The sequence below is a fragment of the Acinetobacter sp. UBA6571 genome, from assembly GCF_002434085.1.
Classification (GTDB): Bacteria; Pseudomonadota; Gammaproteobacteria; order Pseudomonadales; family Moraxellaceae; genus Acinetobacter; species Acinetobacter radioresistens.
Genome location: NZ_DJJJ01000002.1, coordinates 1 through 25,327, shown reverse-complemented (window position 1 = coordinate 25,327; position 25,327 = coordinate 1). Strand labels below are relative to the sequence as shown.

Here is a 25,327-nt window from a genome sequence, read left to right as displayed (position 1 = left end):
TGGTTTACTGGTACAGCTGGACCTTGGCAGCATTTACAAATGGTTCAGATGCGGGCCAAAGAAAATGGACGCTGGTTTATCCGGGCAACCAATACAGGTGTAACAGCATTTATTGATCATACCGGTCATATAGTAAAACAGGCTCCAACTGATCAGGAGTTTGTACTGCGCGGCGAACTGCCGGCCATGCAAGGCCAAACTTGGTATAACCGTTTTAGCGACTGGCCGATTCTGGGCTTTTCACTTTTTCTTCTGGTCTTGGGCTGGATCTATCGTCCACGTAAAGTAGATGTTTCATTTAAATCGCGACGCTAAGGCCTAAATTTTTATTCTAGATAAAAAAACCGGATTTCATCATCCGGTTTTTTGTACATTTTAAATAGGCATTAAAATCAAAGCTGAACACTCAGATAAGAAAGTATGACAGCCAGAACACTCATTGGCAGATGGCGATATAATTTGAGCATACACTGCTCCCAGCGATTGGGTATTTTCATTGTGAGCTCTACAGCACTAGTTTTTAAAGCAGCCCAGAAACTTAAAAAAATTAAAGCACCTATTAAACTGGTTGCGAAGAAACCCACCATAATCTGACTACTGCCCTCTACGGTTTGCCAGAAGTCTAAAATGAAATGGCTGACAGGTAATAAGCTCAGCACCAAAAGCACAGATTTAAGCATGGTTAAATGCAGTGAGTTTAAATTATCTGAGAATAAGACTGCTTTCATATTTATGACTCCCTGACATTTACTGTCTATAAATATATTATTCAATCTTTTTTTAAATAAGAAGTTTATTTTTATTCATGTTTCACTATTATTGTAACTATTCGATATGAAAATAATTCTTATTATTAACATTAAATAAAATCATATCATAAAATTAATTAAAAACAATTATTTAAATAATATTAAATATCAAGAATTATTATCACTTCACTTAATATTTACTGTCTATATTAAGTGAAGCTATTTATTTACTATTTATATTTTAAATTTAACCCCATCATTCTATTCCTTTCGCCATACTCATTTTATTTATACTCGTATTAAATATTATAAAACTTACGGCTGGTAATAAATATCGGCATCTGTACCTTCACCACCCTGTTTACCATCTGCGCCAAATGAATACAGGTCATAGCTACGGCCTTCTGAACCGGGAATTACATACTGGATATCATTATCCCAGCTATCTTTAGGGTAGCCCCCTTTTACATAACCTCCCGGTAGCCAGTTCTTGGCTGTCGCTGGCTGATTAACCAATGCATCCAGTCCCCCATCCTGCATTGAAGGAAATTGGCCATTATCGAGTTTGTATTGATCCAATGCCCCTGCTACACCTTTTAAGGTAATGACTGTGGTATCAATCTTGGCTTTTTCACCTCGTCCCATTACATTCGGTACAATCAGCGCTGCCAGTACACCTAAAATCACAATTACCACCATGACTTCAATCAGGGTAAAACCAGACTGACGGGTTCGATAACTCTTGTTCTGCATTAAAATTTTCTCACTTTACTTATAGTCTTTAAAAAAATTAAACCATATTGTTCATATTCACGATAGGTAACATCACTGCAATTACTATTACCAGCACAATACCGGCCATGAGAACCAGCATCAGCGGTTCCAGCAAAGCCAGTAACGTAGATATAAAAGTAGCCACTTCACGGTCCTGCATGGTAGATGCCCGCTCCAGCATGCGGTCCAACTCACCGGATGCCTCGCCACTGCGAATCATCTGTACCATCATTGGTGGAAAATAACCGGCACGTTCAAGCTGGGTCGCCAGGTTACCGCCTTCTGTTACTTTTTCTGCGGCAAGATTGACAGAATCCCGGATTACCCAATTATTACTGACCGCCGCACCAATTTTAAGCGCATCAACCAAAGGTACGCCGGAGCGGGTTAAAATAGACAGGGTACTGGCAAAACGGGCAGCATTGATACCACGAGCCAATTTACCAAAGAGAGGCAACTTCAGTACAAAGCGGTCAAAGGTATAATGGCCGGCTGAAGTCTTTAAAAAACGTATCAGCAGCATAATACCCACTACACTGATCACCAGTAAAAATGGCCAAGCCTGACGGATAAAATCACTGGTCTTCATTAAAATAACCGTAATGGCGGGAAGTGCCTGCTTGCTCTGATCAAATGTTTTTACAATATCCGGCACTACATAGGTCATTAATCCCATTACGATCGCAAATGACATCAGCATCAAGATAATCGGATAAATCATTGCCCCCTGAATTTTCTTGTGCATGGCAAAGCGGTTTTCTGTATAGTCGGCCAGCTGATCCAGAATTAGGTCCAGATGCCCTGAACGCTCACCCGCTGCGATGGTGGCAATATAAAGATCAGGAAAACGCCCAGACTGTTGTATAGCCTGAGCCAGTGAATGGCCTTCGAGCACCTTGGAACGTACCGACATCAGTAAATTCTGTACATGTACTTTTTCACTTTGTTTGCCTACAGCCCGAATAGCTTCTTCTAACGGAATTGCGGCCGCGACCAGCACTGAAAGCTGACGGGTCATAAGTGCCAGGTCATAGGCATTTAAGCCTTTTTTGCGCCATGATCTGGTCTGACCTTTTTCTTTATTTTCTACTGGTTCGACACTGACCGGAATCCATGCTTTATCACGCAGCTGCTGTCGTATCTGACGTGCGGAATCGCCTTCCAGTATGCCTTTTTGCTGCTTTCCCGAAGCATCCATTGCAGTAAATTGATATGCTGGCATTGTAGTTTTCTAGTTTTTCCCAAAATTTATCATCATTGCTGTTGCATCAGGCAATACAGATCATTCATATTCATGTTGTTGTCCGCTTGCTCACTGTAATATAACCGAGTCGATAGCATGACGCCATTTTATCTAAAACCTTTAACGAAATTTATATGCCTAGCTCGTCCCATAATAACTGCTGTATATACCGTGTCCGGGTAGCTGTACCTGTTCATCTCTATGATAGTTTTGACTATCTGCTTAGTGCCGAACAATACTTACAGGCAGAAGTCGGTGCGCGGGTAGCAGTATCTTTTGGACGGCAGAATCTGATTGGTATCATTGTAGAGAAAATCTCTCCCGATGTTATGCCTGATCCGCGTATCAAGCTTAAGACTATTACTGAGCTGCTCGACAAGGAAGCCATTATAGACAACAAAGTTTTAAGTTTGTTGACATGGTCTGCACAGTATTATCAATTTCCTTTGGGTGAGGTAATGCAATGTGCTCTACCCGGCCTGTTGCGTCAGGGTAAACCGCTAAATCTGCTGGCTCGAGTCTGGAAGGTGGTACAGCCTGATGCAGAACAGCTGCTCAAGCGTTCAATCAAGCAGCAAGATGCTTATAAGATTTTAAAATTACATGCAGCCGGTACAACAGAAGACATTCTGAATTTAAGTGGTGTTGAAACTGCCACCTTAAAAACTCTTGAAAAAAAAGAAATTGTTCGCTGTGAATTAACAGCAATAAATACCACGCCTGAACCGGTGCAGCTGGCGCAAATGCCACTCACACCCAATGAAGAACAGCACAAAGCAATTCAGCGTATTTTAAAATCATTGAAGAAATTTCAGGCCTTCTTACTTGATGGTTTGACTGGTAGCGGCAAAACAGAAGTTTATTTGCAGGTGATGTACGAAGTACTAAAACAGGGCAAGCAGATATTGGTTCTGGTTCCCGAAATCGGGTTGACACCTCAAACCATTTCCCGGTTTAAATCACGGTTTAATGTAGATATTGTACTATTACATTCTGGTTTGAGTGAATCCAAACGTTTGCAAGCATGGCAGCATGCCCAAACCGGCAAGGCTTCCATTATTCTCGGAACCCGTTCAGCAATTTATACGTCGTTGCCCCGGCTGGGACTGATTATTCTGGATGAGGAGCATGATCTGTCATTCAAGCAACAGGAAGGCTTTCGCTACCATGCCCGTGACGTAGCTCTCTACCGTGCCCATCTGGAAAACTGTCCGATTATTCTTGGCTCAGCCACACCCAGTCTGGATAGCTATCATCTGGTAGAACAGAATAAACTGACACGACTGGAACTTAACCAGCGGGCTGGCAATGCGGTCTTACCCAAAATGCAGTTAATAGATCTGAAAGTAGCCAAAAAACAGCATGGAATTAGTGAACAGCTCATCAAGCAGATTCAGCAGCGGCTGGACAAAAAAGAACAGGTGCTGGTTTTTTTAAACCGACGTGGTTATGCGCCGGTACTGGTCTGTAATCATTGTGGCTGGCAGGCCAACTGCCCCCATTGTGATGCGCATTTTACTCTGCATACACAGCCCTATAATCATCTGCACTGTCATCATTGTGGTTCCATTCATCGTGTACCGGAAAGCTGTCCCGAATGTCAGCAAACGACCTTAAAAACGCTCGGGATGGGCACTGCCAAGGTTGAAGAAACCCTGACCGAGCTCTTTCCAGATTTTGATGTAATTCGTGTGGACCGTGACAGTACCAGCCGGGTTGGCCAATGGGACCGTATCTATCAGCGGATTCATCAAAGCCAGCCTGCTATTTTACTCGGTACCCAAATGTTAGCCAAGGGCCATCATTTTCCCTACGTGACCTTGGTTGCGATTCTGGATATTGATGCCGGACTGCTCAGCTTTGATTTTCGTGCGCCGGAACGTACAGCCCAGCTCATCATTCAGGTGGCTGGTCGTGCTGGCCGTGGAGACCGCAGAGGCGAAGTCTATCTGCAAACTTTAAGGCCTGATCATCCACTGTTAACTACATTGATCGAGAAAGACTACCGTGCTTTTGCCAAACAAGCACTCATTGAGCGCCAGCAGGCACAGCTGCCGCCTTATCGTTATACGGCACTGGTACGAGCCGACTCCAGAAACCAGCAATACAGTCAGGAATTTGTAGCTGAAATTGCTCGTAAGCTACGTGAACTTGCAGGTAGTCAGGTTGATATCTGGGGCCCTATCCCTGCCCCTATGGAGCGTAAGGCGGGTCGCTACCGGGCCCATCTGGTCCTGCTTTCAGCTGACCGGGCACAGCTGCATTTTTATTTACGGCAATGGTGGGCGATGGTAGTACAACAGTCACGACAGCATCAGTTAAAACTGAGTATTGACGTTGACCCGCAGGAACTCAGCTAGACAGATACGAGCGGCCTCTACAGCTTGGCAGTATTTTCAGGTTTAATAGTACAAAGAACAAAACAAACGCCCGGGATAAACTTATGTCTTTGATGTTATATATGACGATTTTTCTTGGAGCATCCTTAATCCTGGTAGCCCTGAGCAGACGTTTAGGTTTGACATCAGTGCTCGGCTATCTGGTGACAGGCTTAATTCTGGGTCAAAGCGGATTTAATCTGATTAAATTTTCCCTGATTCAGAATTTTATAGATTATGCATCGATTCTTCTTGTATTTTTGATAGGACTGGAACTCAGGCCGCAACGAATCTGGTTGATGCGATCACACCTGATTAAACTAGGTGGTATTCAAATTGTTATCACTGCAGGGCTCATCGTAACCTTGGGAATAACTGTATTGCAGTTACCGCTGCTGAACAGTTTTATTGTCGGTTTTGCTCTAGCCCTCTCTGCCATGATTCTGGCCCTGCAGTTACAGACACAATATGAACAGCTTAATACCACTACTGGTCAATACACACTTGCAGTTACTCTGGCACAGGCATTGGTCGCCATATTCCTAATTGCCTTATTACCCTTATTTACCCGTACTGAAAGTTCACAGCATGGGATTGCCTATTTTGCTGCAACTCTTGCAACTATTAGTGGCGTTTTTCTTTTTGGCCGTTATCTGATCCAGCCATTTTTAAATTATCTGGCCAAACAAAACAGTATCGAACTGATGGCCGCTACAGCCCTGTTTACCGTACTGGCCATTTTTCTTACCGTAGATGCTTTAGGGCTGCATGTGCTGATTGGTGCATTACTGGCAGGGATGTTACTGGCAGATACTCCTTTTCGACATGCGTTTGAAACCATGATCAAACCTTTTCGTAGCCTGATGTCCGGTTTTTTCTTTCTAAGTCTTGGTTTATATGCTTCATTCGCTGTGATTACACAGTCCCCAGTCTTTATTGTCTCTCTGGTTGCGGCCCTACTGATCATTAAGTCAATTGTATTAGCTGTACTTGGACATTACTCGCGCCTGAACTGGAGTAATGCAAGTTTGTTGGGTTTAGGACTTTGTCAGAGCGGAGAGCTAACTTTTCTAGTGCTGTATGCGGCATTAAAAGAACAGTTAATTGGACAGGTTATAATGAACCAGCTAACCGCAGTTATTGTATTGTCAATGTTGCTCAGCCCATTTATCTATTTACTGGCCCAGCACATTATAAAACAGCGACCCGAACGAACCAGACAAGATGATGTTAATACTGAAGCCTCTCCAGCACTGATCATTGCCGGTTTTGGCCGTTTTGGTCAAATTATTGCCCGAGTTGCCCATCAGCAGCTGCTGCCCTTTACCATCATTGATAATAATCAGCCTGGAGCAGAGTTTATTGAAGCGTATGGCGGACGGTTTATTGAGGCAGATATTACTGATTCTCAAACCCTGCAACAGGCCGGTATTGAACAGGCCAAGATACTCGTTATCGCCATTGATGATGTCGAGGACTGTATGAATGCAGTACGCTATATACGGCTGAACTATCCTGAACTAAAACTATTGGTACGGGCTCGCGACCGCTATCACGTACATTTGCTACGTGATATGGGAATAGAACATTTCTGGCGGGAAACCCAGCTTTCTGCATTAGATATGGCAGAATATATGTTACATGCTCATGGTTTATCCTTAGAAGAAGCCCATGAGCAAGTAGATGCATTTCGCCAGCACGACTTAATACTGCTTAAACAGCAACAACGTCTTAATCGTGATGATCATAAAATTTATGAAACCCATGGCAATGCTTTAGCAGAGCTCAAACATTTGTTTGCCTATAATGAGCAGGTACAGGCAAGATATGAAGAATCTGATTTAAACCCGAATGTGGAATATTATCGTAGTGATGTTACACAGGGTGGTCAAAATTAACTTGTATTTTAAAATAAAGACACCATAAAGACAGGGTTTGGAGAAATTTATGTCTGATTTACGTCAACGCTTCTATCTTGAGAATAGCCCTGTTCGTGGTGAAGTTGTTCATCTTGAAGAAGCCTTACAAACTATTCTGGCACAGCGTCCCTATGCACCCGCCGTACAGCTGTTAATTGGTGAAATGCTAAGTGCGACTGCACTGCTGGCCAGTACCCTGAAAATTAAGGGCCGTATCAGTTTACAAATTCAGGCTGCCGGTACTTTTAAATGGGCTATGGCTGAGTGTACTCATTTAGGTCAGGTCCGCGCCTTGGCTGAGTATGAAGAAGATCCACGTTTTGGCGAGGCCATAGATAGTAGTGTCGTACTCAGCTCTCTGGTCAATCCAGTGCTCTTTATCAATATCGAACCCGAATTTGGTGAACGCTACCAAGGGATTGTACCGCTTGACCGTTCAACTTTAGCAGAATGTCTCATGCAGTATTATGACCTGTCTGCACAAATTCCGACCCGGTTAGTGTTGGCCAGTAATGAACAGCGTTCCGGTGGCTTACTGATTCAGCTTTTACCACGTAACAGTGAAGAAGAACAGCAAATCGTGGATGAAGACTTATGGCCACGGTTAACCATGCTGACTGAAACATTAAAATCGGAAGAACTGACCGAACTTGGCGCCGAGGAAATACTTTATCGTCTTTATAACGAGGAGGACGTCCGCTTGCCTGAGGTTGAACATTTACGTTTTGGCTGTACCTGTTCAAAAGAGCGTTGTGCTGCTGCTCTTCAACAGATTGGCGTAAGTGCTGTGCGTGAAACACTTGAATTCCAGAATCCAATCGTAATGGACTGCCAGTTCTGCCAGGCACAATATACTTTCACTGCTGAAGAAGCCTTGGGCCTGTTTGGCGAACATCTCAGTTAAAAATTACTAAGAATCAGAATTTTAAAGCCCTAATTCCTTAGGGCTTTTTTATTATTTTCCTTATTCGCTTACCTGTTTCTCACGCTTTAATATTGAAGTTCTTATATCTTTATCTAAAAATAAGTTTTTGATTAATAAATAAAAAATTTAACTTCCTCTATACCAAAGCTGGCTCAGATTTTATGACTGTCTTACTACTTTCTCCTTATCGCAATATCCTATTGATTTTTTAGTTGAAATTTTAAAGATGAGCCGTTATAAATTAGGCGTTTTACTCTAAAACAAGACTGAAAAAATTATTATTTTATATTTGGGGTTCATTTCATGAAGAAACTATTGTCCTGCATGGCTGCGGGGATCTTTTTTACAACGATCAGCACTTTAAGTTTTGCAAGCGCTGATCCTTTAGTCGGTAAATGGAAAACGGTAGATGACCGGACGGGCTATTCCCGCGCTGATGTAATGGTCAAGAAAAATGCAGATGGTACTTATACCGGCACAATCGTAGAAACTCGTGCAGTACCTGGCCGCCCAAAAATGGAAATATGTGAAAACTGTCCAGGTGATTTAAAAGGTAAGCCTTTTATTGGCCTTCCCTTTATTTATAACTTTAAACAGAATCCAAATAATCCATATGAATACATTGATGGTCGTGTACTTGATCCGATCGGAGGAAAAATTTATAAGGGTAAGGCCAAGGTCAATGCAAATGGCAAACACCTCACGCTAAGAGGCTACGTAGGTGTATCCGTCGTAGGCCGTAGTGTGACTTGGGTTAAATACTAGAATATTTAATTGAAACTTAAATCAAAAAGCTCCAGTTCTCGGGGCTTTTTTTGTCACGCTTTGAAACAATATAACTAATGCTTTACTCTGGCTTTTTTTTATACAACTCCAATAATGAATTAAAACAGATAAATGAATAGACGTAGAGCTGATCTATGGAAAAAAATTATTATGAACAATTGGGTATCTCACGAGATGCCAGTCCTGAAGAAATCAAGAAAAGTTATCGAAAACTGGCCCGTAAATATCATCCTGATGTCAGTAAAGAAGCAGATGCGGAAGCACAGATGCAGGCCATTAATGTTGCCTATGATACGTTAAGTGACCCGGAAAAGAAGGCTGAATATGACCAGATGCTGGATCATCCACAAGGCTTCTCTGGCTTTAATCAGAATGCAGGTCAGGGTGGCTTTGATGGCAGCCGTTTCTATCGGCAAGGTTTTTCTCAAGGAGATGCTTCAGATTTTAATGGTTTTGAAGACCTGTTTGGTCGTTTTGGTACAGGATTTGGTGGAGGCCACTATCAGTACCAGCGCGAGCCTCGTAGTTATCGTGGTGAAGACCAGCACGCCAAGATCGAAATTGATGTAGAAGTCGGCTATCAGGGAGCGACCCAAAATATCACTTTGCAGATTCCGACTGTAAATGCATATGGGGAACCAGAGGTACAGCGCAAAACCTTACAGGTTAAAATACCTAAAGGTATGAAAGAAGGCCAGCAAATCCGCCTAAGCGGTCAAGGTCAGCTCGGTATTAATGGCGGCGAGAATGGCGATTTATATATTGAAATACAGTATCGTGATACTGACCGAATCAGAGTAGATGGTACGGATGTTTATTATACCGTCAATGTTACTCCTTGGGAGGCTGCACTAGGCAAAGCGATTACCGTAAATACACCAGCCGGTTCATTGAATGTAAACCTGCCTAAAAATGCCCAGTCTGGCCAACAACTTCGCCTGAAGGATAAAGGAATTCCAAATAAAACACCGGGCCATCTTTATCTTATCTTGAACATTGTAGTGCCACCAGCAACCACTGCACAGCAACAGCAGGCTTATGAATCTCTGGCTGAAGCATTCGTATCTTATCAGCCTCGCGCTTATTAAGGAGCATGGAAAATGGCGATTATTCATTACCGTGAAGTTGTATATCAGGGCCAACATGACTCTGAAATTATTGACGAACAATCTATGCTAGATCTTGAACATTTTGCTCAAGTGTGTGGACAGAGTCAGGAATGGGTTCTGGAATTGCTCGAATACGATATCTTACCAGTACGCTCTCAGCAATCTTCATATCAGTTTCTGGGCGAAGATGTAGCTCGTGCCCGTAAGGCTTACCGTTTACAGCGTGATTTTAATGCCAGTTTATCTGCAGTTGCAGTAATGCTGGATCTGATTGATGAAGTTCAGCATTTACGCAAACAAATTGGCATATTTAAACCCAAATAGCTGTATAACTTGGGCCAGATAAACTATAAAATTTAACTCTGGAGTAGAGAAAAATTAATCGACCGATTTACGTAATTTAAATCTGGCCCGTTTTCTCTGCTGCTGTGCTGAATGATACCTTTCTTCATCGAGTAACCAGGACAGATTTACATTACGCTGATGATGCTGCTGAGCCAGCAGATCCAGAATACTGCGCTCTCCCCGCCCCAGCAAATGTCGCCGGTAAAATAGATAAATGAGCAAAACTGTGCAGAATAGCATGGCTACCAGCATGAGCCAGAACCCGTTCTCTACACTAAGTCCCGGCATATATTCAAAGTTCATTCCATAAATACCGGTTAATAAGGTCAAAGGCGCAAAAATAGTTGTAATAATCGCCAGAATCCGCATATTTTCATTGGTCTGGTTGGAAATAGCAGAGAAATGTAGATTAATGGCACTTTGTATGGAGTTTCGAAGCCGGGTGGTATGCTTTTGTACCCGTTCAATATGGCCAGTTAGATCATCCAGTCGAATCAACAGGATATCCTGAGGATCAACCAGATCTTCTCCCATTAGATGATGATAGTTCTGAACAATTTCATCACGGATTTCCTGCATAGCCTCAATCTGTTCTTCACAGAGATTTTCAATTTGCTGAAATAGAGTCATTTCCTGAAATAATTGATGCCACTGTTTGAAACGTTTTCTGCCCTGCAGCAACTCACGCTGCCAGTATTCAACCCGCCGTGTTAATGGCATTCGGATATCGAGATAGTTATCGATAATGCTACATAAAAGACGTAATGCCAGATCAAAAGGAGAGGTAGCGAGTTTTCGTGGTTTTCCAGGATCATCAATATTGCAACTGAGGCTGGCCTGAAGCCGGTGGATAAAGACTTCCAGTATAGTATTGCCTTTTTCCCGCACTGTAATTAATAGATCAGGGTTAAAAATAAAACTGACTGGCGTGGTAGCCAGACCAAAAGCACTTTCCTGCGGTTCCAGTCCAAGATCAATATTTTTGATCTGGTCATCTGGCGTAACCAGTTTTCTAAGGATCAGTAAATTGTATTCTTCAGTACTATCGAAAGTACATGGATGCTCTACGTTTAAAATATCTTTGACATGATATTCAGACAGGGACAGCTGTGAAAGCTCATGAATTTTATTCTGCCAGTCTTTAACATGATTAATTACATCGTCACGGGTCGAATCAATCCAGATAAACTCAAGCTCGTGGCCTTCTTCGGGTTGATGACTCACAAAAATACACTGTTCGCTCAGATGTCGATAGAAATAATAAACCTGCATACCTGATAATTATTATAAAAATTTACATATGCATCATGACATAAAAAAAGCCTGCATCAAGCAGGCTTTTCTTTTCATTTCAAATTGATAACAAACTTAGTTAGAAGTTTGTTCAATATCTTTCATCGTCAGTTTAATACGGCCACGGTTATCTACATCAGCAACCTGAACTTTCACTTCCTGACCTTCTTTAAGAACATCAGTCACGTTAGCAATACGCTCATTTGAAATTTGTGAAATATGTAACAGACCATCAGTACCTGGCATGATATTTACAAATGCACCAAATTCAACAATACGGATAACTTTACCGTCGTAGATCTTGCCTGGCTCAACCTCAGCAGTTAGGGCCTGAATCTTGGCAATTGCAGCGTTCGCAGCAGCTTTAGTTTCACCGAAAACACGAACGGTACCATTATCTTCAATATCAATTGCAGCTTTAGTTTCTTCAGTAATCTGACGAATTGTCGCGCCGCCCTTACCAATAACATCACGAATCTTGTCTGGATTAATTGTAATCACAGCAAATGTTGGGGCATGCATACTAATTTCAGGACGAGCACGAGAAATGACTTTATTCATTTCATTCAAAATATGCATACGACCAGTAAATGCCTGATTCAGGGCAACTTCCATGATCTCTTCAGTAATACCTTCGATTTTAATATCCATCTGAAGGGCAGTAATACCATTAGCAGAACCGGCTACTTTAAAGTCCATGTCACCCAGATGATCTTCATCACCCAAGATGTCAGAAAGTACGGCGAAACGCTCTCCTTCTTTAACCAGACCCATTGCAATACCTGCAACTGGAGCTTTTAATGGTACGCCTGCATCCATCAGTGCAAGTGAAGCACCACAGACAGAAGCCATAGAAGATGAACCGTTTGACTCGGTAATATCAGATACTACACGTAGAACATACGGGAAGCGGTCAACCGGTGGAAGTACAGCCTGTACACCACGACGCGCCAGACGTCCGTGACCAATTTCACGACGTTTAGGACCAGATTCACGGCCAGTCTCACCTACTGAATACGCCGGGAAATTATAGTGCAGCATGAAGTTGTCAGTTTTGGTCCCTGACAGTGTATCAACCATCAACGCATCACGGGTATTACCCAGTGTTGCAGTAACCAGAGCCTGAGTTTCACCACGGGTAAACAATGCTGAACCGTGAGCACGTTCCAGTACGCCAACCTGTACATCAAGTGCACGTACAGTCTTAGTGTCACGACCATCGATACGTGGTTTACCTGACAGGATATTGTCACGTACGGTACGATATTTCAGCTCTTCGAACAGTTCGTTTACTTCATCAGCAATACCAGTCTCGTCATTTTCAGGAACAAACTGTGCAATAGCTTCAGCATGTAAGGCATCAAGAGCTGCATAACGCTCCTGTTTTACAGCAATTGTATATGCTTCAGAGATTTTAGCTTCAAAAGCAGTTTTTAGCTGTTCAAGCAGTGCATCATTTTTAGTAGGTGCAACCCAGGTTGACTCAGTCGCGCCTGCTGCTGCTGCAAATTCTTTAATTGCCTGAATAGCAATCTGCATTTCATCATGACCGAAGAGTACTGCACCCAGCATCTGGTCTTCTGAAAGCTCTTTGGCTTCAGACTCCACCATCAGTACCGCAGTTTCAGTACCAGCAACCACGAGATCAAGATCACTTTCTTTTAACTGTTCATGGTTCGGGTTAAGAATATATTCGCCATTAATTAAACCAACACGTGCGCCAGCGATTGGGCCACGAAATGGTGTACCAGCGATTGACAACGCAGCTGAAGTACCCAGCATAGCAGCGATATCGGCATCCATGGTCTTGTCAGAAGAAACAACGGTCGCAGTTACCTGAATTTCGTTGTAGTAACCTTCTGGAAACAATGGACGAATTGGACGGTCGATCAGACGTGAGATCAGAGTTTCAGCTTCAGATGCACGGCCTTCGCGTTTACCGTAGCCGCCCGGGATACGACCAGCAGCATATTGTTTTTCTTGATAGTTTACAGTCAGTGGAAAAAAGTCCTGACCAGCTTTGGCAGTCGGTTGAGCAACTACAGCAACCAGTACAGAAACACCACCCATAGTGATCAGCACGGAATTCGCCTGACGTGCTACACGGCCAGTTTCCAGTACAACCTGATGCTGACCAAATTGAAATTCTTTACGGACAATGTTAAACATCGACATATATTTTAATATCCTGATTTTATTCTAGTGGAGGCCCCTAAGGTTTGACATTCATATCATTCCCGACAGCAATGATAAATGACAAAGCTTAGAAGCCGCACCTCACTAGTTTTAAACACAAAAGAAGGGACGAACTATTCGCCCCTTCTCACTTTAACCTGCAAAAGCAGATACACTTTCATTCTCAGCAAACGAAAAATTGATCATTCGACTTACCGAAAACAAAATAGGAATTGCCAGATTAACGGCGCAGACCTAGAGCAGCAATCAAATCGCTATAACGTGTAGTGTCTTTACCTTTAAGGTAATCAAGTAGCTTACGACGCTGGTTAACCATACGGATCAGACCACGACGGCTGTGATGGTCATGTTTATGAGCTTTGAAGTGAGTCTGTAAATCATTGATTTGAGCAGTCAGCAAAGCTACTTGAACTTCCGGTGAACCTGTGTCGTTTTCAGCACGAGCAAATTTAGCAACAATCTCTGCGCGATCTTGATTTGTTAAAGCCATTCGATTTCTCCGAGATGCTTTGAAAAGAGTTTTGATACCTACCAGTTTGACCGAGCCAAACTGACTGCCGTGCATCACTACAGCAAGCGTCATATTTTAAGCGAAAAACGCTCTAATTGCAAAAATTGCAGGCTGTTTTTCTGATTTAACCCTTTACCCTGACCGATTTATGATTTTTCTCCGCCTTAAATTTTTTATGAATATCTCTTATGTTTTATAAAATTGAAACTCACAGAATCCCTTAATTATTTTAGTACTTTATTAAACTTTTTAAAGATAATATATTTTGCCAATTCTAAAAATAATTATTTAAAAAAAAGCCCAAGCTAGGCTTGGGCTTTTTTTGCGCTGTAGTTTCTTCTTTTCTCGTTATTATTCTTTAATTTATAGTTGTTCTTAACTTCTTTAAGCCAATCTTATTATGAATGAATTAATAATGTCCTGTATATAATTGTATATTTCCTTATGTGTAATATTTTGTCAGATCTAATTATGTATAAAAGTCGTATTTTACGTATCAATATGTAAGCTAAAACCTACAAATGAGTAAATTTTATCTATTGGTGTATTTATGGTTGAGTCCTTTTGACATTTTAACAAGCAATAAAAAAGCCTTGTAGTCTCTCCCAAAACTACAAGGCTTAGCGGCTGTAAGTTTCCTCTTTTTCACTTACTTCATGCAAGTTCGCTGTCATTCGACTGATTATAGTTATAATGCGATTATTGCTTAGCTTTCCGTGCTAGGCTTTTTATGTGAAGCCATCATCTCAGAAACTCTGCATTAGCTCTAGGCGCTAATTTCTCGAATTGATGTAAGCAAAAACTTACAACAAGGCTTATTATTAACTTTTATTTCACAAACTTAGTTTTCTATTAATTTTACTAACCAATCCACTTTTACGGGTGGTTTTTACTGTTAAAGACTGGACAAATGCTTCCGTGTCTACCAGTAAGCTCACTACTTTCTTAGCTCGAGTAATGGCTGTATAAATCAGTTCCTGACTTAACAAGTTTTTCGCTGTCTGGTCTAATACAACTGCGGTATGAGTAAATTCTGAGCCTTGTGACTTATGAATAGTCAGCGCAAATGCTGTTTCAATATTTTTAGGTAGCCGTGTAGCAGCCACCCATTTGTTCAGACTGGGAAAATAAACTTCAAACTGGTCAGGATGCTCCCGATGTCGAACACAGATACCGATATCACCATTTGAAAGCCCCAGCTGATAGTCGTTATAGGTCATCATAACTGGACGGCCAATATACCAGTCACCTACTGCAATTGTTTTCAAAGCCTGATTCAGCCATTGTTTAGCATACTGATTAAGTTTCTCAAGCCCTAATGCCCCGTGTCGGGTAGCTGCAAGCAGTCGGTAATGGTCAAATGCCTGAACCAGAGGTTTGACTGTATCCTCAGAAGTTTCTTCTGCCTGTAAATAATTTTTAAGTGCTTTAAGATAAGGTAAATAACCCTGCATCAGTTTTTCATAGAATTCTGTCCAATTCAGGCTTTGAGCTGAAGCAGGCAAGAATTCAAGTTGTACCTGATCCTGCATATCATGACTTAATGTAATAGCTGAAAGTTGGTCAGCCGGTACAATCTGTTGCTGGAAATAATCCAGAATCTCTGTATGAGGTTTTCCAGCTTGAAACTGCTGGATAAACTTGGCCATTTTTCCAATAAGTGCATCTTCTGTAAAACGACGGCTATTTACCAGATGGACCCGGTGTTCCGCCAAGGCAGGAATCTGTTGCAGGTCAGCAAGAACCGAGCCTACTTCAACTGAGGCTAACTGCTGAGCATCTCCAAGTAAAATAAGCCGGCAGTGATCTGGTATAGCTTCAAATAGTAAGGTCGCGAGCTCCAGGTCAAGCATGGAAGCTTCATCAATAACGATAACATCATAAGGTAACGGCTGCCGGCTATGAAAACGCGGTTGCTGGTTTTGACCCAGCCCAAGCAGCCGGTGAATGGTTTGAGTAGTCTGCATTTGCAGGCTCTGTGTGATCAAACCAGATTCCAGTAATTTGGGATCTTGAAAAGAATAACGTAGTGCTTCCTGCATACGCTGGGCAGCCTTTCCCGTAGGCGCTGCCATAGCAATACGGATATCGGGAATAGCCTGGTTAAGAACCGCGATAATACGTGCCAGTGTATAGGTTTTGCCTGTTCCCGGTCCGCCAGTAATAATACTCAGTATTTTTCCGGCAACCATTGTCAGAGCAGATTTCTGATATTTATCTTGTAACAGCCCAGAATAGGCAGTCAGGTCAACCGGAGGAATCTGCTGCTGCCACAGGCGTTCAATCTGCTTTGCCAGTCGGGTTTCCAAGTTCCAGTAGCGGTACAAGTATAATGAGCTACCATCAAATATAAATGGCGCAACCGGCAAGTGCTCCTGCTGCTCAAATCCTACCAGATTATTTAAAACCTTGACCTGATCCTCGGTGGCTTCAATACAGCTATTGCCCTGCTGAAGAGCCTCGAGAACCTGGACAATTATATTAGTAGCATTTTCATGTTTTTCACCCGCATGAAAAGGGGCCTGTGTAATAAAACTGCTCCATGTACTGATCCATTGCTGTTGGGAGTTTTCATGAAGCTGTTTATTTTCCACACAGTTATCCTCATAGTTATCTACAGAGTTATAAACAAATTTATCCACAAGTTAAATTTTTGTTTATAAAATATTTCAAATAACTTATTAAGCAATTTTACTCATTTTATCTTCAATAAAATAACCTAATAAAGCATCAAGTCGCAGGATAAATTCTGTACTGGGTTTCCAGTGATACACGCCATGATCCGGTTGACCGTTCATGCCACGCAGATAGAGATAGCTTGCTCCGCCCAGATCCCGGCTGATCTCGTAATTTTGCATCTGTATACTCAGATAACGATGCAGTGCAACCAGATAAAGACCAGCCTGTAACCAATAACTTGAATGTGACATACTGGCTCGGATTGAGGCATGATTATAGTCTGACTGATCACTACCCAGAAAATTACTCTTATAATCGGCAATATGATACTGATGACCATCAAAATAAACCAGATCGATGGAACCATTCAGATAACGCGCGGATTCGGCAGGATTTAGTTCAGGCATATCAATCCCGTATTCAGCAAACAGCTGGTGAATTCGCTGAATTGCCAGTACATGATCTGAAAGTGCCAGACAAAACGGAAATTCAGCCAAATGCTGTTCCGGTTGTAACTGCTTTAACTTAAAACCTGCGTGTAATGGGGTGGCAAGTACCTGTTGGAGCCACTCTGCCAGCCAGTTTAACAGTAGCTGTTCATCTTCTGCCTGTTCGGGAAAATCCCGCTGATATTTGTCCCGTAATTCATTCCACAGTCCACTATAATCATTTTTAAAACGGCGGCGGATTTCCAGTATCCAGTCTGCCGGCTCCTGAAAATCAATATGCTCAAAAATCTCATGCAGGAAATTACCAGCAACAGTACCCATTGGAAAGTTCTGTTTGATCCAGCTTAAGGGCTGGGTTGCCGGTAAGTACACTTTATCTACTACATGCAACTCGTCTTCGGCACTTTCTGGTCGCTTTACTTCATTTGCAAGCGGATCAAAGATTTTTCTAGTTTTGAGATGCTGCGCCAGATAGCTAAAGCTGGTTTTGGCCCGAGGATAAAAACGCTGCTGGGGCAGATTCAAGGCTTGGACACTGATTTGCTTTGAGACCGAACTGGCAGAAACTTTTGCCGGTAGCTGCTCTAGAAGCGGCTCATCCATGCAGTGACGATGTACAAAAGGCTCTGTCCGATTACGCCAGAAAGCCAGGCTGTCCTTGGCTTTACCTTCAGTATCTTGCAGCATGGCATAAACACGGTGACTGGCGCGGGTTAAGGCCACATACCAGAGACGGCGGTTTTCTGCTGCTGCACGTTCCTGATGCTGGTTTACTGCATTTTCATCTAGCAGGTTTTTGTCTGCTACCGCAATAACCCGCTGCTTTTCAAGCTGACCTGTTACAGGGTTTAACTGCTCAACCGTAGAGAAATTCAGGGTTTTATTCATTTCCTTAAATGCTTTGTCAGCACCCAGCAAAAATACCACCTTAAATTCCAGTCCCTTTGACTGGTGAATGGTCATCAGTTGTACACCTGCTTCATTAGACAGGCGTCGTTCCAGTTCCCATTCTCGCTCGCTTGGTGACTGTAACTGTTTAAAATACCAATAATACAGATTCTTGGCACCCGGATAAATTTCGCTATGCTGGCTCAGTACTTCGGTTAAATGCCGCAGATTTACTACAGCCCTTTCGTTATCTTTACTGGCAATGGCTACCAGTTTCTGCCAGACCTGAAAATGTTGCAGACAGTACTGCCAGGCACTCAGGAAACCACGTTCCAGCCATAATTCACGGATATCATCAAACTTGTGTATAAAACTGCTCAAACCATCAGTGCGCTGCTCCAGCTCGACCAGACTTTGCAAATTAAAATCGAGTAACCGGCTCAGTAAAGCCCGTTTAACCTTACCCTCATCATACGGATGCATGATAGCCGTCAACAGTGCTCCAACATCACGGGCCACTTGGCAGTCAAATACGCTACGCTTAGAAGGCCGGTTAACCCGGATACCTAAAGACTCTAAAGCATACTGGGCTTTGTCTAGCCCATCATGATTCTTGGACAGGATAGCAATATCATTTTCATTCAGAGGACGCTGACCGCCCGACTCGTCAAATAACAACTCTTTGGCTATACCATGATTTAATAATTGACGAATCTTCCAGGCAACCTGTTCGGCCTCTTTGTTTTTATCACTAAGCTGGACCCAGCGTAGTGGACAGTAGTTTTTACGCTGCCGGTCGGTCAAAGGCGGATGCTGACGTGCTCCTGCCTGAATCGGGGTATAAATAACCTCTTCACCAAAGTTGACTTCACGTTGAAATAGCGCATCGACCACTTCTACCAGTTCAGGAACTGAACGGTGGTTTTGTCTTAAGGTATAGAGTTTACCCTGTTTGATTAAAACATCCTGCCGGGCCTTGATATAAGTCAGCATGTCTCCGCCCCGGAAACCATAAATTGCCTGTTTTGGATCACCGACCATAATCATACAGCTGTGCTGATGTCGCTGTGGATGCCGCCAGATACTGGCCAGCATATTATCTTGATCCTGATTGGTATCCTGAAATTCGTCGACCACAATCAGGGGATAACGGGCTTGGACATACACTGCAAAACGCTGACCTTGTTCACCCTGCAAAGCCTCAGCCAAAGTCCGGATTTGCTGTGAAAATGTGGTTTCCCCACGCTGCTGCAGTAATTGTGGAAGGCGCTTACGCACTTCCTGACTAATATAAAACTGTAAATAGGTATCTAACCGGGAAAGATCAGTTTTTAAATTGGCTACACATTCGCAAAACCGGCGCAGACCCTGGATAATCTGATGATTTTCAAAGTATTCCAGCACCTCGGCAGCACATTTATTTAGAACCTTTTTTGTGGCCAGATCTGTAATACACTTAAAGATATCGGTCCAGTGTGCTGCAAATAAGGCATAAGAACGCTGGGTATGTAAAGCCTTAATAAAATCTGGCAGATTCTGACACAGCGTTGTTTCCATTAACTGCTCAGTCCGCCATTTTTTTCCGACTATACTATTGTGCTGTCCATCTGCCCGATAATAATCGGCTAGCCCTTCTACTAAAGACAGATCCAGTTTTAACAAGAGATCCAGCTCCGCTTCAAACTGTTCCAAATCCATGACTGGTGCGGCAACAGGCATAAACTGGGCTGAAGAGAAATTCAGGCTGTTTTCTACAATCGCCAGATAACCGTCAGTATTTTTGAGCTGTTTGCTTAACAGTAAATAGTCAATCAAGGGCTGCGGCTGAGCTTGAATCCACTCTCTTAAAATGTCATGGACGATTTGCTGACTATAGGCCTTAGCATCTTCAGTTAACTGTGCCCGTTCAATTTTGCCACTTTCAAAGGCAAACTCACGCAGCAATTTTTGGCTAAAACTGTCCAGCGTACTGACAAACAGTTCATCCAGCTGGTCTATGACCAGTTTAAGTCGTTCGCAGACATAACCAACCTGTGTCGAAAATTGTTTACAGAGCACCTGATACAGGGGATCTTTTTCCTGTTCCGCCTTATGCAACATTTCAATTTCTGTCAAATCCTGACAATCATTAAAATATTGATAGGCTTCTACCAAACGGCTACGAATCCGGCTTTTTAGTTCAGCTGCCGCTGCTCGGGTAAAAGTGGTGGCAATAATCTGGTTGGGAAGATATTTCTCAATGAGAATACGCACTATCAGGCTAGACAGGGTATAAGTTTTTCCTGTGCCAGCCGAGGCCTCAATCAGATGCAGGCCAGAGAAATACATATCAGCAATCGGATATTCCGAAATAGCCTGTGGCTCATTCATGTTGTTTCAACCCGCTGATATTCAAAAATAGGTGCATATAACTCATAAGAGAAAGTTTTACAGCAATGCTCCAGTAAGGCAGTGGCGTCCTGTTCCTGCAAGATAAACTGCCAGTCACGGTGGAGCCGTACCGCCTCATTTTCTGTTGCGGAAAATGAACTGTACTGATGGGTTTCATTCCAGTCTTTTAACAGCGCATCAAAATTATTAATGACTTTCTGGCCAGCTTCATTTTCAGTCCATTCATGCTTTTTACCCTTTTCAGCCACACTTAATATCAGGGCAGCCGGTAAAACCAGCGGCTGACTTTGGCCATATTGCCAAGCCTTAAACCAAGGATCAAGCAGCTTTCGTGCTTCTGCTGAACAGACACCCACACAGATTACAGTCTGGTCACTGAAGACGACCACACGCTGTAATTTTCGGCTTGTCTCTTCTGACTGGTTCAAATAAGCCAACCATAAAAGATATTCAAGCCAGACTTTGGCGCGGCGCTTAGCCCGTGCGCTAGATGGCTCCATACTGACCCAGTTAGTCATACCTGCTTGAGGAGTATTAATCTGCATATGCAGTTCAGCACTGACTTTCCACATCTGCTGGGTGACAGGAGTAACTTCGGGTGCATAACGTTGCAGACGAGCCTTTAAAGTTTCCTGTTCAGCCAGGCTGATCTGCCAGGTACTACGTGCCACTTTTCCAACCGGCAGCTGATGCATCAGTATTTGTGGTTCTCTCACACTATTCTGCTGATAGAGAAAATCTCGAATAGCATAGCGGCCTAATCCATCCAGTATTAAGGGTTCATGCTGGGCTGTACTTTCGCTCGAACTCAGATTTTCAACACCTAAGGTCTTTAAATACAGTCGCGCTGGAAAGATGACATCTTGTATCCATTGCTGGCTATGGAGAACCTTAATATTTTCAGTATTTAACGGATATGGTATGTTTGCCCACGGCTGGCGTTGTCCACGCGCCTGTAGTAAGTGCTGTGCCACATTAAACCATTGATCCTGATAGCGGATCAGCTTTTCAGTGGCAAAACCAGCCGGGTCAAAAGGTTGCAGGTGATGAACGTGATAAAGCTGCTGAAGCTGTCGGGGTACTTCAATCCCATTCAGGGAAATTTTTTGGTCTATCACCTCATCGGGCTGTTCAGAAGCGACAATCAATGCCAGATGCTGTACAAATTCCTGCAAGGTACTCGATGGCTCACGTACTTCCCCGTCATTAACATCAAAGCCATTATAAAATAGCCATAAATTTTCCTGAGCTAACAGTAATGCATCTAGAAATGCACCCTGATCATCTTCCAGTCGTGAGCGGTCACCCAGCTGTGGACGCAGTATATCCATCAGGTCAAAAGGTAACCGCTGGCTGCGACTTGGAAACGTGCCACTGTCCAGGTTTAGCATGACAACCAAGCGGTACGGTAAGGGCCGGATTTGCCCGATCTGGCTAAAGGTAATCTGGCCGGTAGGTTCCGCCTGCTCAATCTGCGCATCGAGCGCTGTATTAATTTCTTCAATGAGGTATGCCAAGGGTAAACAGATACCGCGTAAATTTTGCTCTTCTTGCTCACTATAAAAGTTGGCCAGTGTCAGCATTCTAATCTGTTTATGAATAATTTCGCGTACCGGTTTTAGTGCAGTAACGCCCTGTTGTTCAAATTCTGCAATATCTTCATTTAAACGCTGTAACCAGCTCTCAACTACTACTCGTTCTCCCAGCTCATGGCACAGTAGCCAGTCCCGGCGCCGGTCAAAGTCTTGATAAATTTCGATCAGCTTGGCGATCAGCTCAAAGTCACTCGGTTGTACCTGGGCAAAGCTTAGGGTTTCATTAAAAATCGTATGGTCAGGAATAGCAATGCCCAGTGCCAGCCGGTCTAGTGCAAATTTGAATGTAAAACGGAAGTCCTCATCATGTCGGCTCAGGCTATATTGTAAATGCCGGGCATCCAGTCCGCGTTTAAAGCCGGCTGCAGCCAGCAGGACCAGCATACGTTCACTGCGATTGACATCCAGTCCGTAACACTGTTGGGTTGCCGTCAGATTTAACCAGTCTGAAAATTCTTGCAAGGTGAAGCGGCCACGCACCAGCTGAATTCGTTCCAGAACTGCGCGCCAAGCATTGCTGGCATCAAGTTGTGCCACACCGGCAATTTTAATAGGCAGATGAACCTGCCGCTCTCTGTTGGCTGCCTGAAAAATATTAGAATCAGTGCTAGATATACCGTATTTAGGGGCAACAGCAAACACACTGCGAATTAAAGGTTCAAGTTCTTTTAGATTAGGTACCAGCACTAAAACATCGCTAGGCCTACGCTGCTGGTCTTTTGAGTTTTGCGAGAGCCAGTAAGTCAGCTGGTCTTTTAAGACTTCAAGCTGACGTAACGAAGAATGACAGACATGAATCTGGATAGAATCATCTGTTGCATTTAGTGGATATCGATGTTTCTGCGGTTCTGCCAGATACAGGATATCTGACTGTAATTTACCCAGCAGATTATCAGGAAACTCGTCAACAAAAGCATCTACCCATTGTCCTTCTTCCCCTGAGGATAAACTCGACAGCAATGAAAAATGGTCACGTGCCTGCTTGCCAAAACGGGTCAGCAGCGGATGACGCGACTCTCTGACTTCTGCATTAAAATGCAGGGTGAAATCCTCAAAAAACTTTTTGATATCGGCATCGGTTGCCTGCGGATTTTTGCTGATAAAACGCTCTTTTACGCGCAGGTCATAACGCTTTTTCCAGACCGGATCGACACTATCTGCCCAGTATTCCTGCGAAGGGTTGTAGTGCAGAATGAAGACATCAATATATTGTCCCAAACGGCGCAAAAACTGTAACTGGATCGGTGGCAGATCCAGTAATGTAAATACCACCAGTTGCTGAGGCAAACGTTTAAGCGCCTGCTTGCGCGTTGCTTCCTGCTCCAGCTGTTGCCAGAACTCGGCATCAATTTCCTGCATCAGCTCGAAGTCTTCATGAAATACTTCCTGCCAGAGCCAACGCTGCCAGCCTTCCAGTTCATGTGCCTGGTTCAAGGTAAAGACAGAGATTTCAGTGCCTGTTGTATAAAATAATGCTTCGATATCAAGTGGCTGGTTGTTCCCCCATGCTTTTAGCCAGTTGGTTGGACAACGACAAACTTCTGTACACCCTTTTTTAGTACAATAGCCACGGTAAACCATATAGTTGCTGAACAGGCTAGAGACCTGCTCAGCTACCCAGTACAGCATGCCTTGTTTCTTGAGCTGCCGGATGATACCCGGTTCAAGTCCTTCGGCTGTATCGTAAATCCGGCAAATAATCGGATATAGGGGATGCTGCTGATCTAGCTGTAATTTTTCAGCTTCAATAAAAGGACCCAAGGCCTGATAAACCCGCCACTTCATAATCAGACGTGGAATATTGGCTTTACGGACCTTATCTTTATCAGCCAGTACCTGTTGATAGGCATACCATTGGAAACCGCGTATACGCTGGTGAAACAGCTGGTTGGCGCTAATGCCCTGTTCTTCAGCCATTTTCTGGGTCAGCCACTGCTCGATAGCTGGAGTCGGTACCACAAAGTGTTGGGTTTTCAAGACTTCAAGCGGATGTACTGCCGGCTGGCCCAAGGTAGAAAGCACCCCGTGTACCAATACGTCAATACGCTGGCTTTGAATAACATGAATCCCCATATTCTTTTTACCCTAATAACAAATATTCAAGTTCTGTGCACAAAATCACAAAGATAATTCACTGTACAACATCTGCTGGCCATGTCACTTTTACATCATCCATAGGTACAAAATTTCTTTGAAATACGTATCTTAATAGTGATTCAATTGGAAAATTAACACTTCACTGAATAAGGTATTCATATAATGAAAATAGACAAGATTCCTGATGCCATTGATCCTACCCTGAATTTAGAACAGATTCGTCAAGAATGTCTGGAACTGGTCAAAAAACGTGCTTACGTATCCGCCGGGGCGGCCGTAATTCCAATTCCTTTTTTTGATGTCGTGATTGACATCGGTATTTTATCGCAATTATTGCCGGAAATTAACCATCGTTTTGGTCTGACCCCTGACCAGATCAGTGTGTATGACGCAAAAACCAAACAAATTCATTGGAATGAGCTGCGTAAACGTGGCGTAGAATTTTCTGGCTTGGTAGTTGCCCGTACTGCGGCAAAGCAGTCATTAAATGGAATGGTCGGTAAAGTATTGACTAAACAGGTGACCAAATTTATTCCGCTCGGTGGTCAGATTGTTGCAGCAAGTCTGGGTTATATTATCATGAAGAAGATAGCCGAAGCCCATGTTGAGGAAAGCTATAAAATGGCTAGAAATATTCAGCAGAAAATGCAAAAAGCTTAAAAATGATCTCTATAACTCAATATTAAAAAACTACAGGCTGACTAATCAGCCTGTAGTTTTTTCAGAATGCCTTCGAGTACCTGTATACGAGCGGCTTCTTTATTATTCGTCGCAATTACCTGCCAAGGCGCCCATGCAGGACTGGTCCGCTCAAACATGTCAGCAGCAGCTTTTAAATATTCATCCCATTTTTCGCGGTTACGCCAGTCTTCATCTGTAATTTTAAAACGTTTATGTGGCGTATCGGCACGGGCCTGAAAGCGCTTGGCCTGCTCGTCCTTACTGATCGCCAGCCAGAATTTGATCACCAGAGTTTGACTGTCAGTTAGGTCTTTTTCAA

At 43.1% G+C, this 25,327-nt stretch carries 17 protein-coding genes and 1 pseudogene; 8 read left to right on the top strand and 10 right to left on the bottom strand.

What is annotated here, in order from left to right; genetic code table 11:
* On the top strand, window positions 1–315 hold a 315-nt coding region (locus B3X18_RS00720; protein WP_286934977.1), incomplete at its 5' end, for a nitrilase-related carbon-nitrogen hydrolase.
* 77 nt (window positions 316–392) lie between these two features.
* On the opposite strand, the gene B3X18_RS00715 is transcribed toward B3X18_RS00720, so the two are convergent.
* From B3X18_RS00715 to gspF, 3 genes are all read right to left on the bottom strand, one after another.
* Window positions 393–728: a hypothetical protein gene (locus B3X18_RS00715; protein ID WP_005023139.1), complete on the bottom strand. Its 336-nt coding sequence runs from the start codon at window positions 726–728 to the stop codon at window positions 393–395.
* Between the two features lie 336 nt (window positions 729–1,064).
* Window positions 1,065–1,502 carry a type II secretion system major pseudopilin GspG gene (gene gspG, locus B3X18_RS00710; protein ID WP_005023137.1) on the bottom strand — a complete coding sequence of 146 codons (438 nt, stop codon included), beginning with the start codon at window positions 1,500–1,502 and terminating at the stop codon, window positions 1,065–1,067.
* A gap of 37 nt (window positions 1,503–1,539) precedes the next feature.
* Window positions 1,540–2,745: a type II secretion system inner membrane protein GspF gene (gene gspF, locus B3X18_RS00705; RefSeq protein WP_005023135.1), complete on the bottom strand. Its 1,206-nt coding sequence runs from the start codon at window positions 2,743–2,745 to the stop codon at window positions 1,540–1,542.
* Between the two features lie 155 nt (window positions 2,746–2,900).
* On the opposite strand from gspF, the gene B3X18_RS00700 reads away from it, so the two are divergent.
* From B3X18_RS00700 to B3X18_RS00675, 6 genes are all read left to right on the top strand, one after another.
* A complete protein-coding gene (locus B3X18_RS00700; RefSeq protein WP_034676133.1) occupies window positions 2,901–5,126 on the top strand; it encodes a primosomal protein N' in 2,226 nt (741 codons plus the stop codon).
* An 83-nt stretch (window positions 5,127–5,209) separates the two neighbouring features.
* Window positions 5,210–7,042 carry a cation:proton antiporter gene (locus B3X18_RS00695; protein WP_005023131.1) on the top strand — a complete coding sequence of 611 codons (1,833 nt, stop codon included), beginning with the start codon at window positions 5,210–5,212 and terminating at the stop codon, window positions 7,040–7,042.
* Window positions 7,043–7,091: 49 nt separating this feature from the next.
* Window positions 7,092–7,967: an Hsp33 family molecular chaperone HslO gene (locus tag B3X18_RS00690; protein WP_005023129.1), complete on the top strand. Its 876-nt coding sequence runs from the start codon at window positions 7,092–7,094 to the stop codon at window positions 7,965–7,967.
* A gap of 324 nt (window positions 7,968–8,291) precedes the next feature.
* Window positions 8,292–8,753, top strand: a complete 462-nt coding sequence (locus B3X18_RS00685) for a DUF2147 domain-containing protein (RefSeq protein WP_005016918.1) — start codon at window positions 8,292–8,294, stop codon at window positions 8,751–8,753.
* A gap of 155 nt (window positions 8,754–8,908) precedes the next feature.
* Window positions 8,909–9,862: a DnaJ C-terminal domain-containing protein gene (locus B3X18_RS00680; protein WP_005405721.1), complete on the top strand. Its 954-nt coding sequence runs from the start codon at window positions 8,909–8,911 to the stop codon at window positions 9,860–9,862.
* Window positions 9,863–9,874: 12 nt separating this feature from the next.
* Window positions 9,875–10,207, top strand: a complete 333-nt coding sequence (locus tag B3X18_RS00675) for a chaperone modulator CbpM (protein WP_034671095.1) — start codon at window positions 9,875–9,877, stop codon at window positions 10,205–10,207.
* 54 nt (window positions 10,208–10,261) lie between these two features.
* On the opposite strand, the gene B3X18_RS00670 is transcribed toward B3X18_RS00675, so the two are convergent.
* The 6 genes from B3X18_RS00670 to B3X18_RS00645 all read right to left on the bottom strand — a co-directional run bounded on the left by B3X18_RS00670 (window position 10,262) and on the right by B3X18_RS00645 (window position 24,303).
* Window positions 10,262–11,500 carry a magnesium transporter CorA family protein gene (locus B3X18_RS00670; RefSeq protein WP_034671094.1) on the bottom strand — a complete coding sequence of 413 codons (1,239 nt, stop codon included), beginning with the start codon at window positions 11,498–11,500 and terminating at the stop codon, window positions 10,262–10,264.
* A 96-nt stretch (window positions 11,501–11,596) separates the two neighbouring features.
* Complete coding sequence (gene pnp, locus B3X18_RS00665) at window positions 11,597–13,690, bottom strand: polyribonucleotide nucleotidyltransferase (protein WP_171057104.1); 2,094 nt, start codon at window positions 13,688–13,690, stop codon at window positions 11,597–11,599.
* Window positions 13,691–13,937: 247 nt separating this feature from the next.
* On the bottom strand, window positions 13,938–14,207 hold the full coding sequence (rpsO, locus tag B3X18_RS00660; protein ID WP_005016930.1) for a 30S ribosomal protein S15: 270 nt from the start codon (window positions 14,205–14,207) through the stop codon (window positions 13,938–13,940).
* An 854-nt stretch (window positions 14,208–15,061) separates the two neighbouring features.
* Complete coding sequence (gene recD, locus B3X18_RS00655) at window positions 15,062–16,822, bottom strand: exodeoxyribonuclease V subunit alpha (RefSeq protein WP_016801151.1); 1,761 nt, start codon at window positions 16,820–16,822, stop codon at window positions 15,062–15,064.
* An 87-nt stretch (window positions 16,823–16,909) separates the two neighbouring features.
* Entirely contained in the window at window positions 16,910–20,614 is a 3,705-nt protein-coding gene (locus tag B3X18_RS00650) for a UvrD-helicase domain-containing protein (protein WP_005023118.1), read from the bottom strand.
* Window positions 20,611–24,303: an exodeoxyribonuclease V subunit gamma gene (locus tag B3X18_RS00645; protein ID WP_005023116.1), complete on the bottom strand. Its 3,693-nt coding sequence runs from the start codon at window positions 24,301–24,303 to the stop codon at window positions 20,611–20,613. Before B3X18_RS00645 ends, B3X18_RS00650 begins: the two co-directional genes overlap by 4 nt.
* 186 nt (window positions 24,304–24,489) lie before the next feature.
* Here B3X18_RS00645 and B3X18_RS00640 point away from each other — a divergent pair, with 186 nt between their 5' ends.
* A complete protein-coding gene (locus tag B3X18_RS00640; protein WP_005023114.1) occupies window positions 24,490–24,987 on the top strand; it encodes a hypothetical protein in 498 nt (165 codons plus the stop codon).
* A 41-nt stretch (window positions 24,988–25,028) separates the two neighbouring features.
* On the opposite strand, the pseudogene B3X18_RS00635 reads toward B3X18_RS00640, so the two are convergent.
* Window positions 25,029–25,327 (bottom strand): annotated as a pseudogene (locus B3X18_RS00635) (phosphate--AMP phosphotransferase); the annotation flags it as partial.

Coding starts and splice junctions, on each gene's coding strand:
- B3X18_RS00715 (WP_005023139.1), bottom strand. CDS start 728: ATGAAAGCAGTCTTATTCTCAGATAATTTAAACTCACTGCATTTAACC.
- gspG (WP_005023137.1), bottom strand. CDS start 1,502: ATGCAGAACAAGAGTTATCGAACCCGTCAGTCTGGTTTTACCCTGATT.
- gspF (WP_005023135.1), bottom strand. CDS start 2,745: ATGCCAGCATATCAATTTACTGCAATGGATGCTTCGGGAAAGCAGCAA.
- B3X18_RS00700 (WP_034676133.1), top strand. CDS start 2,901: ATGCCTAGCTCGTCCCATAATAACTGCTGTATATACCGTGTCCGGGTA.
- B3X18_RS00695 (WP_005023131.1), top strand. CDS start 5,210: ATGTCTTTGATGTTATATATGACGATTTTTCTTGGAGCATCCTTAATC.
- B3X18_RS00690 (WP_005023129.1), top strand. CDS start 7,092: ATGTCTGATTTACGTCAACGCTTCTATCTTGAGAATAGCCCTGTTCGT.
- B3X18_RS00685 (WP_005016918.1), top strand. CDS start 8,292: ATGAAGAAACTATTGTCCTGCATGGCTGCGGGGATCTTTTTTACAACG.
- B3X18_RS00680 (WP_005405721.1), top strand. CDS start 8,909: ATGGAAAAAAATTATTATGAACAATTGGGTATCTCACGAGATGCCAGT.
- B3X18_RS00675 (WP_034671095.1), top strand. CDS start 9,875: ATGGCGATTATTCATTACCGTGAAGTTGTATATCAGGGCCAACATGAC.
- B3X18_RS00670 (WP_034671094.1), bottom strand. CDS start 11,500: ATGCAGGTTTATTATTTCTATCGACATCTGAGCGAACAGTGTATTTTT.
- pnp (WP_171057104.1), bottom strand. CDS start 13,690: ATGTTTAACATTGTCCGTAAAGAATTTCAATTTGGTCAGCATCAGGTT.
- rpsO (WP_005016930.1), bottom strand. CDS start 14,207: ATGGCTTTAACAAATCAAGATCGCGCAGAGATTGTTGCTAAATTTGCT.
- B3X18_RS00650 (WP_005023118.1), bottom strand. CDS start 20,614: ATGAATGAGCCACAGGCTATTTCGGAATATCCGATTGCTGATATGTAT.
- B3X18_RS00645 (WP_005023116.1), bottom strand. CDS start 24,303: ATGGGGATTCATGTTATTCAAAGCCAGCGTATTGACGTATTGGTACAC.
- B3X18_RS00640 (WP_005023114.1), top strand. CDS start 24,490: ATGAAAATAGACAAGATTCCTGATGCCATTGATCCTACCCTGAATTTA.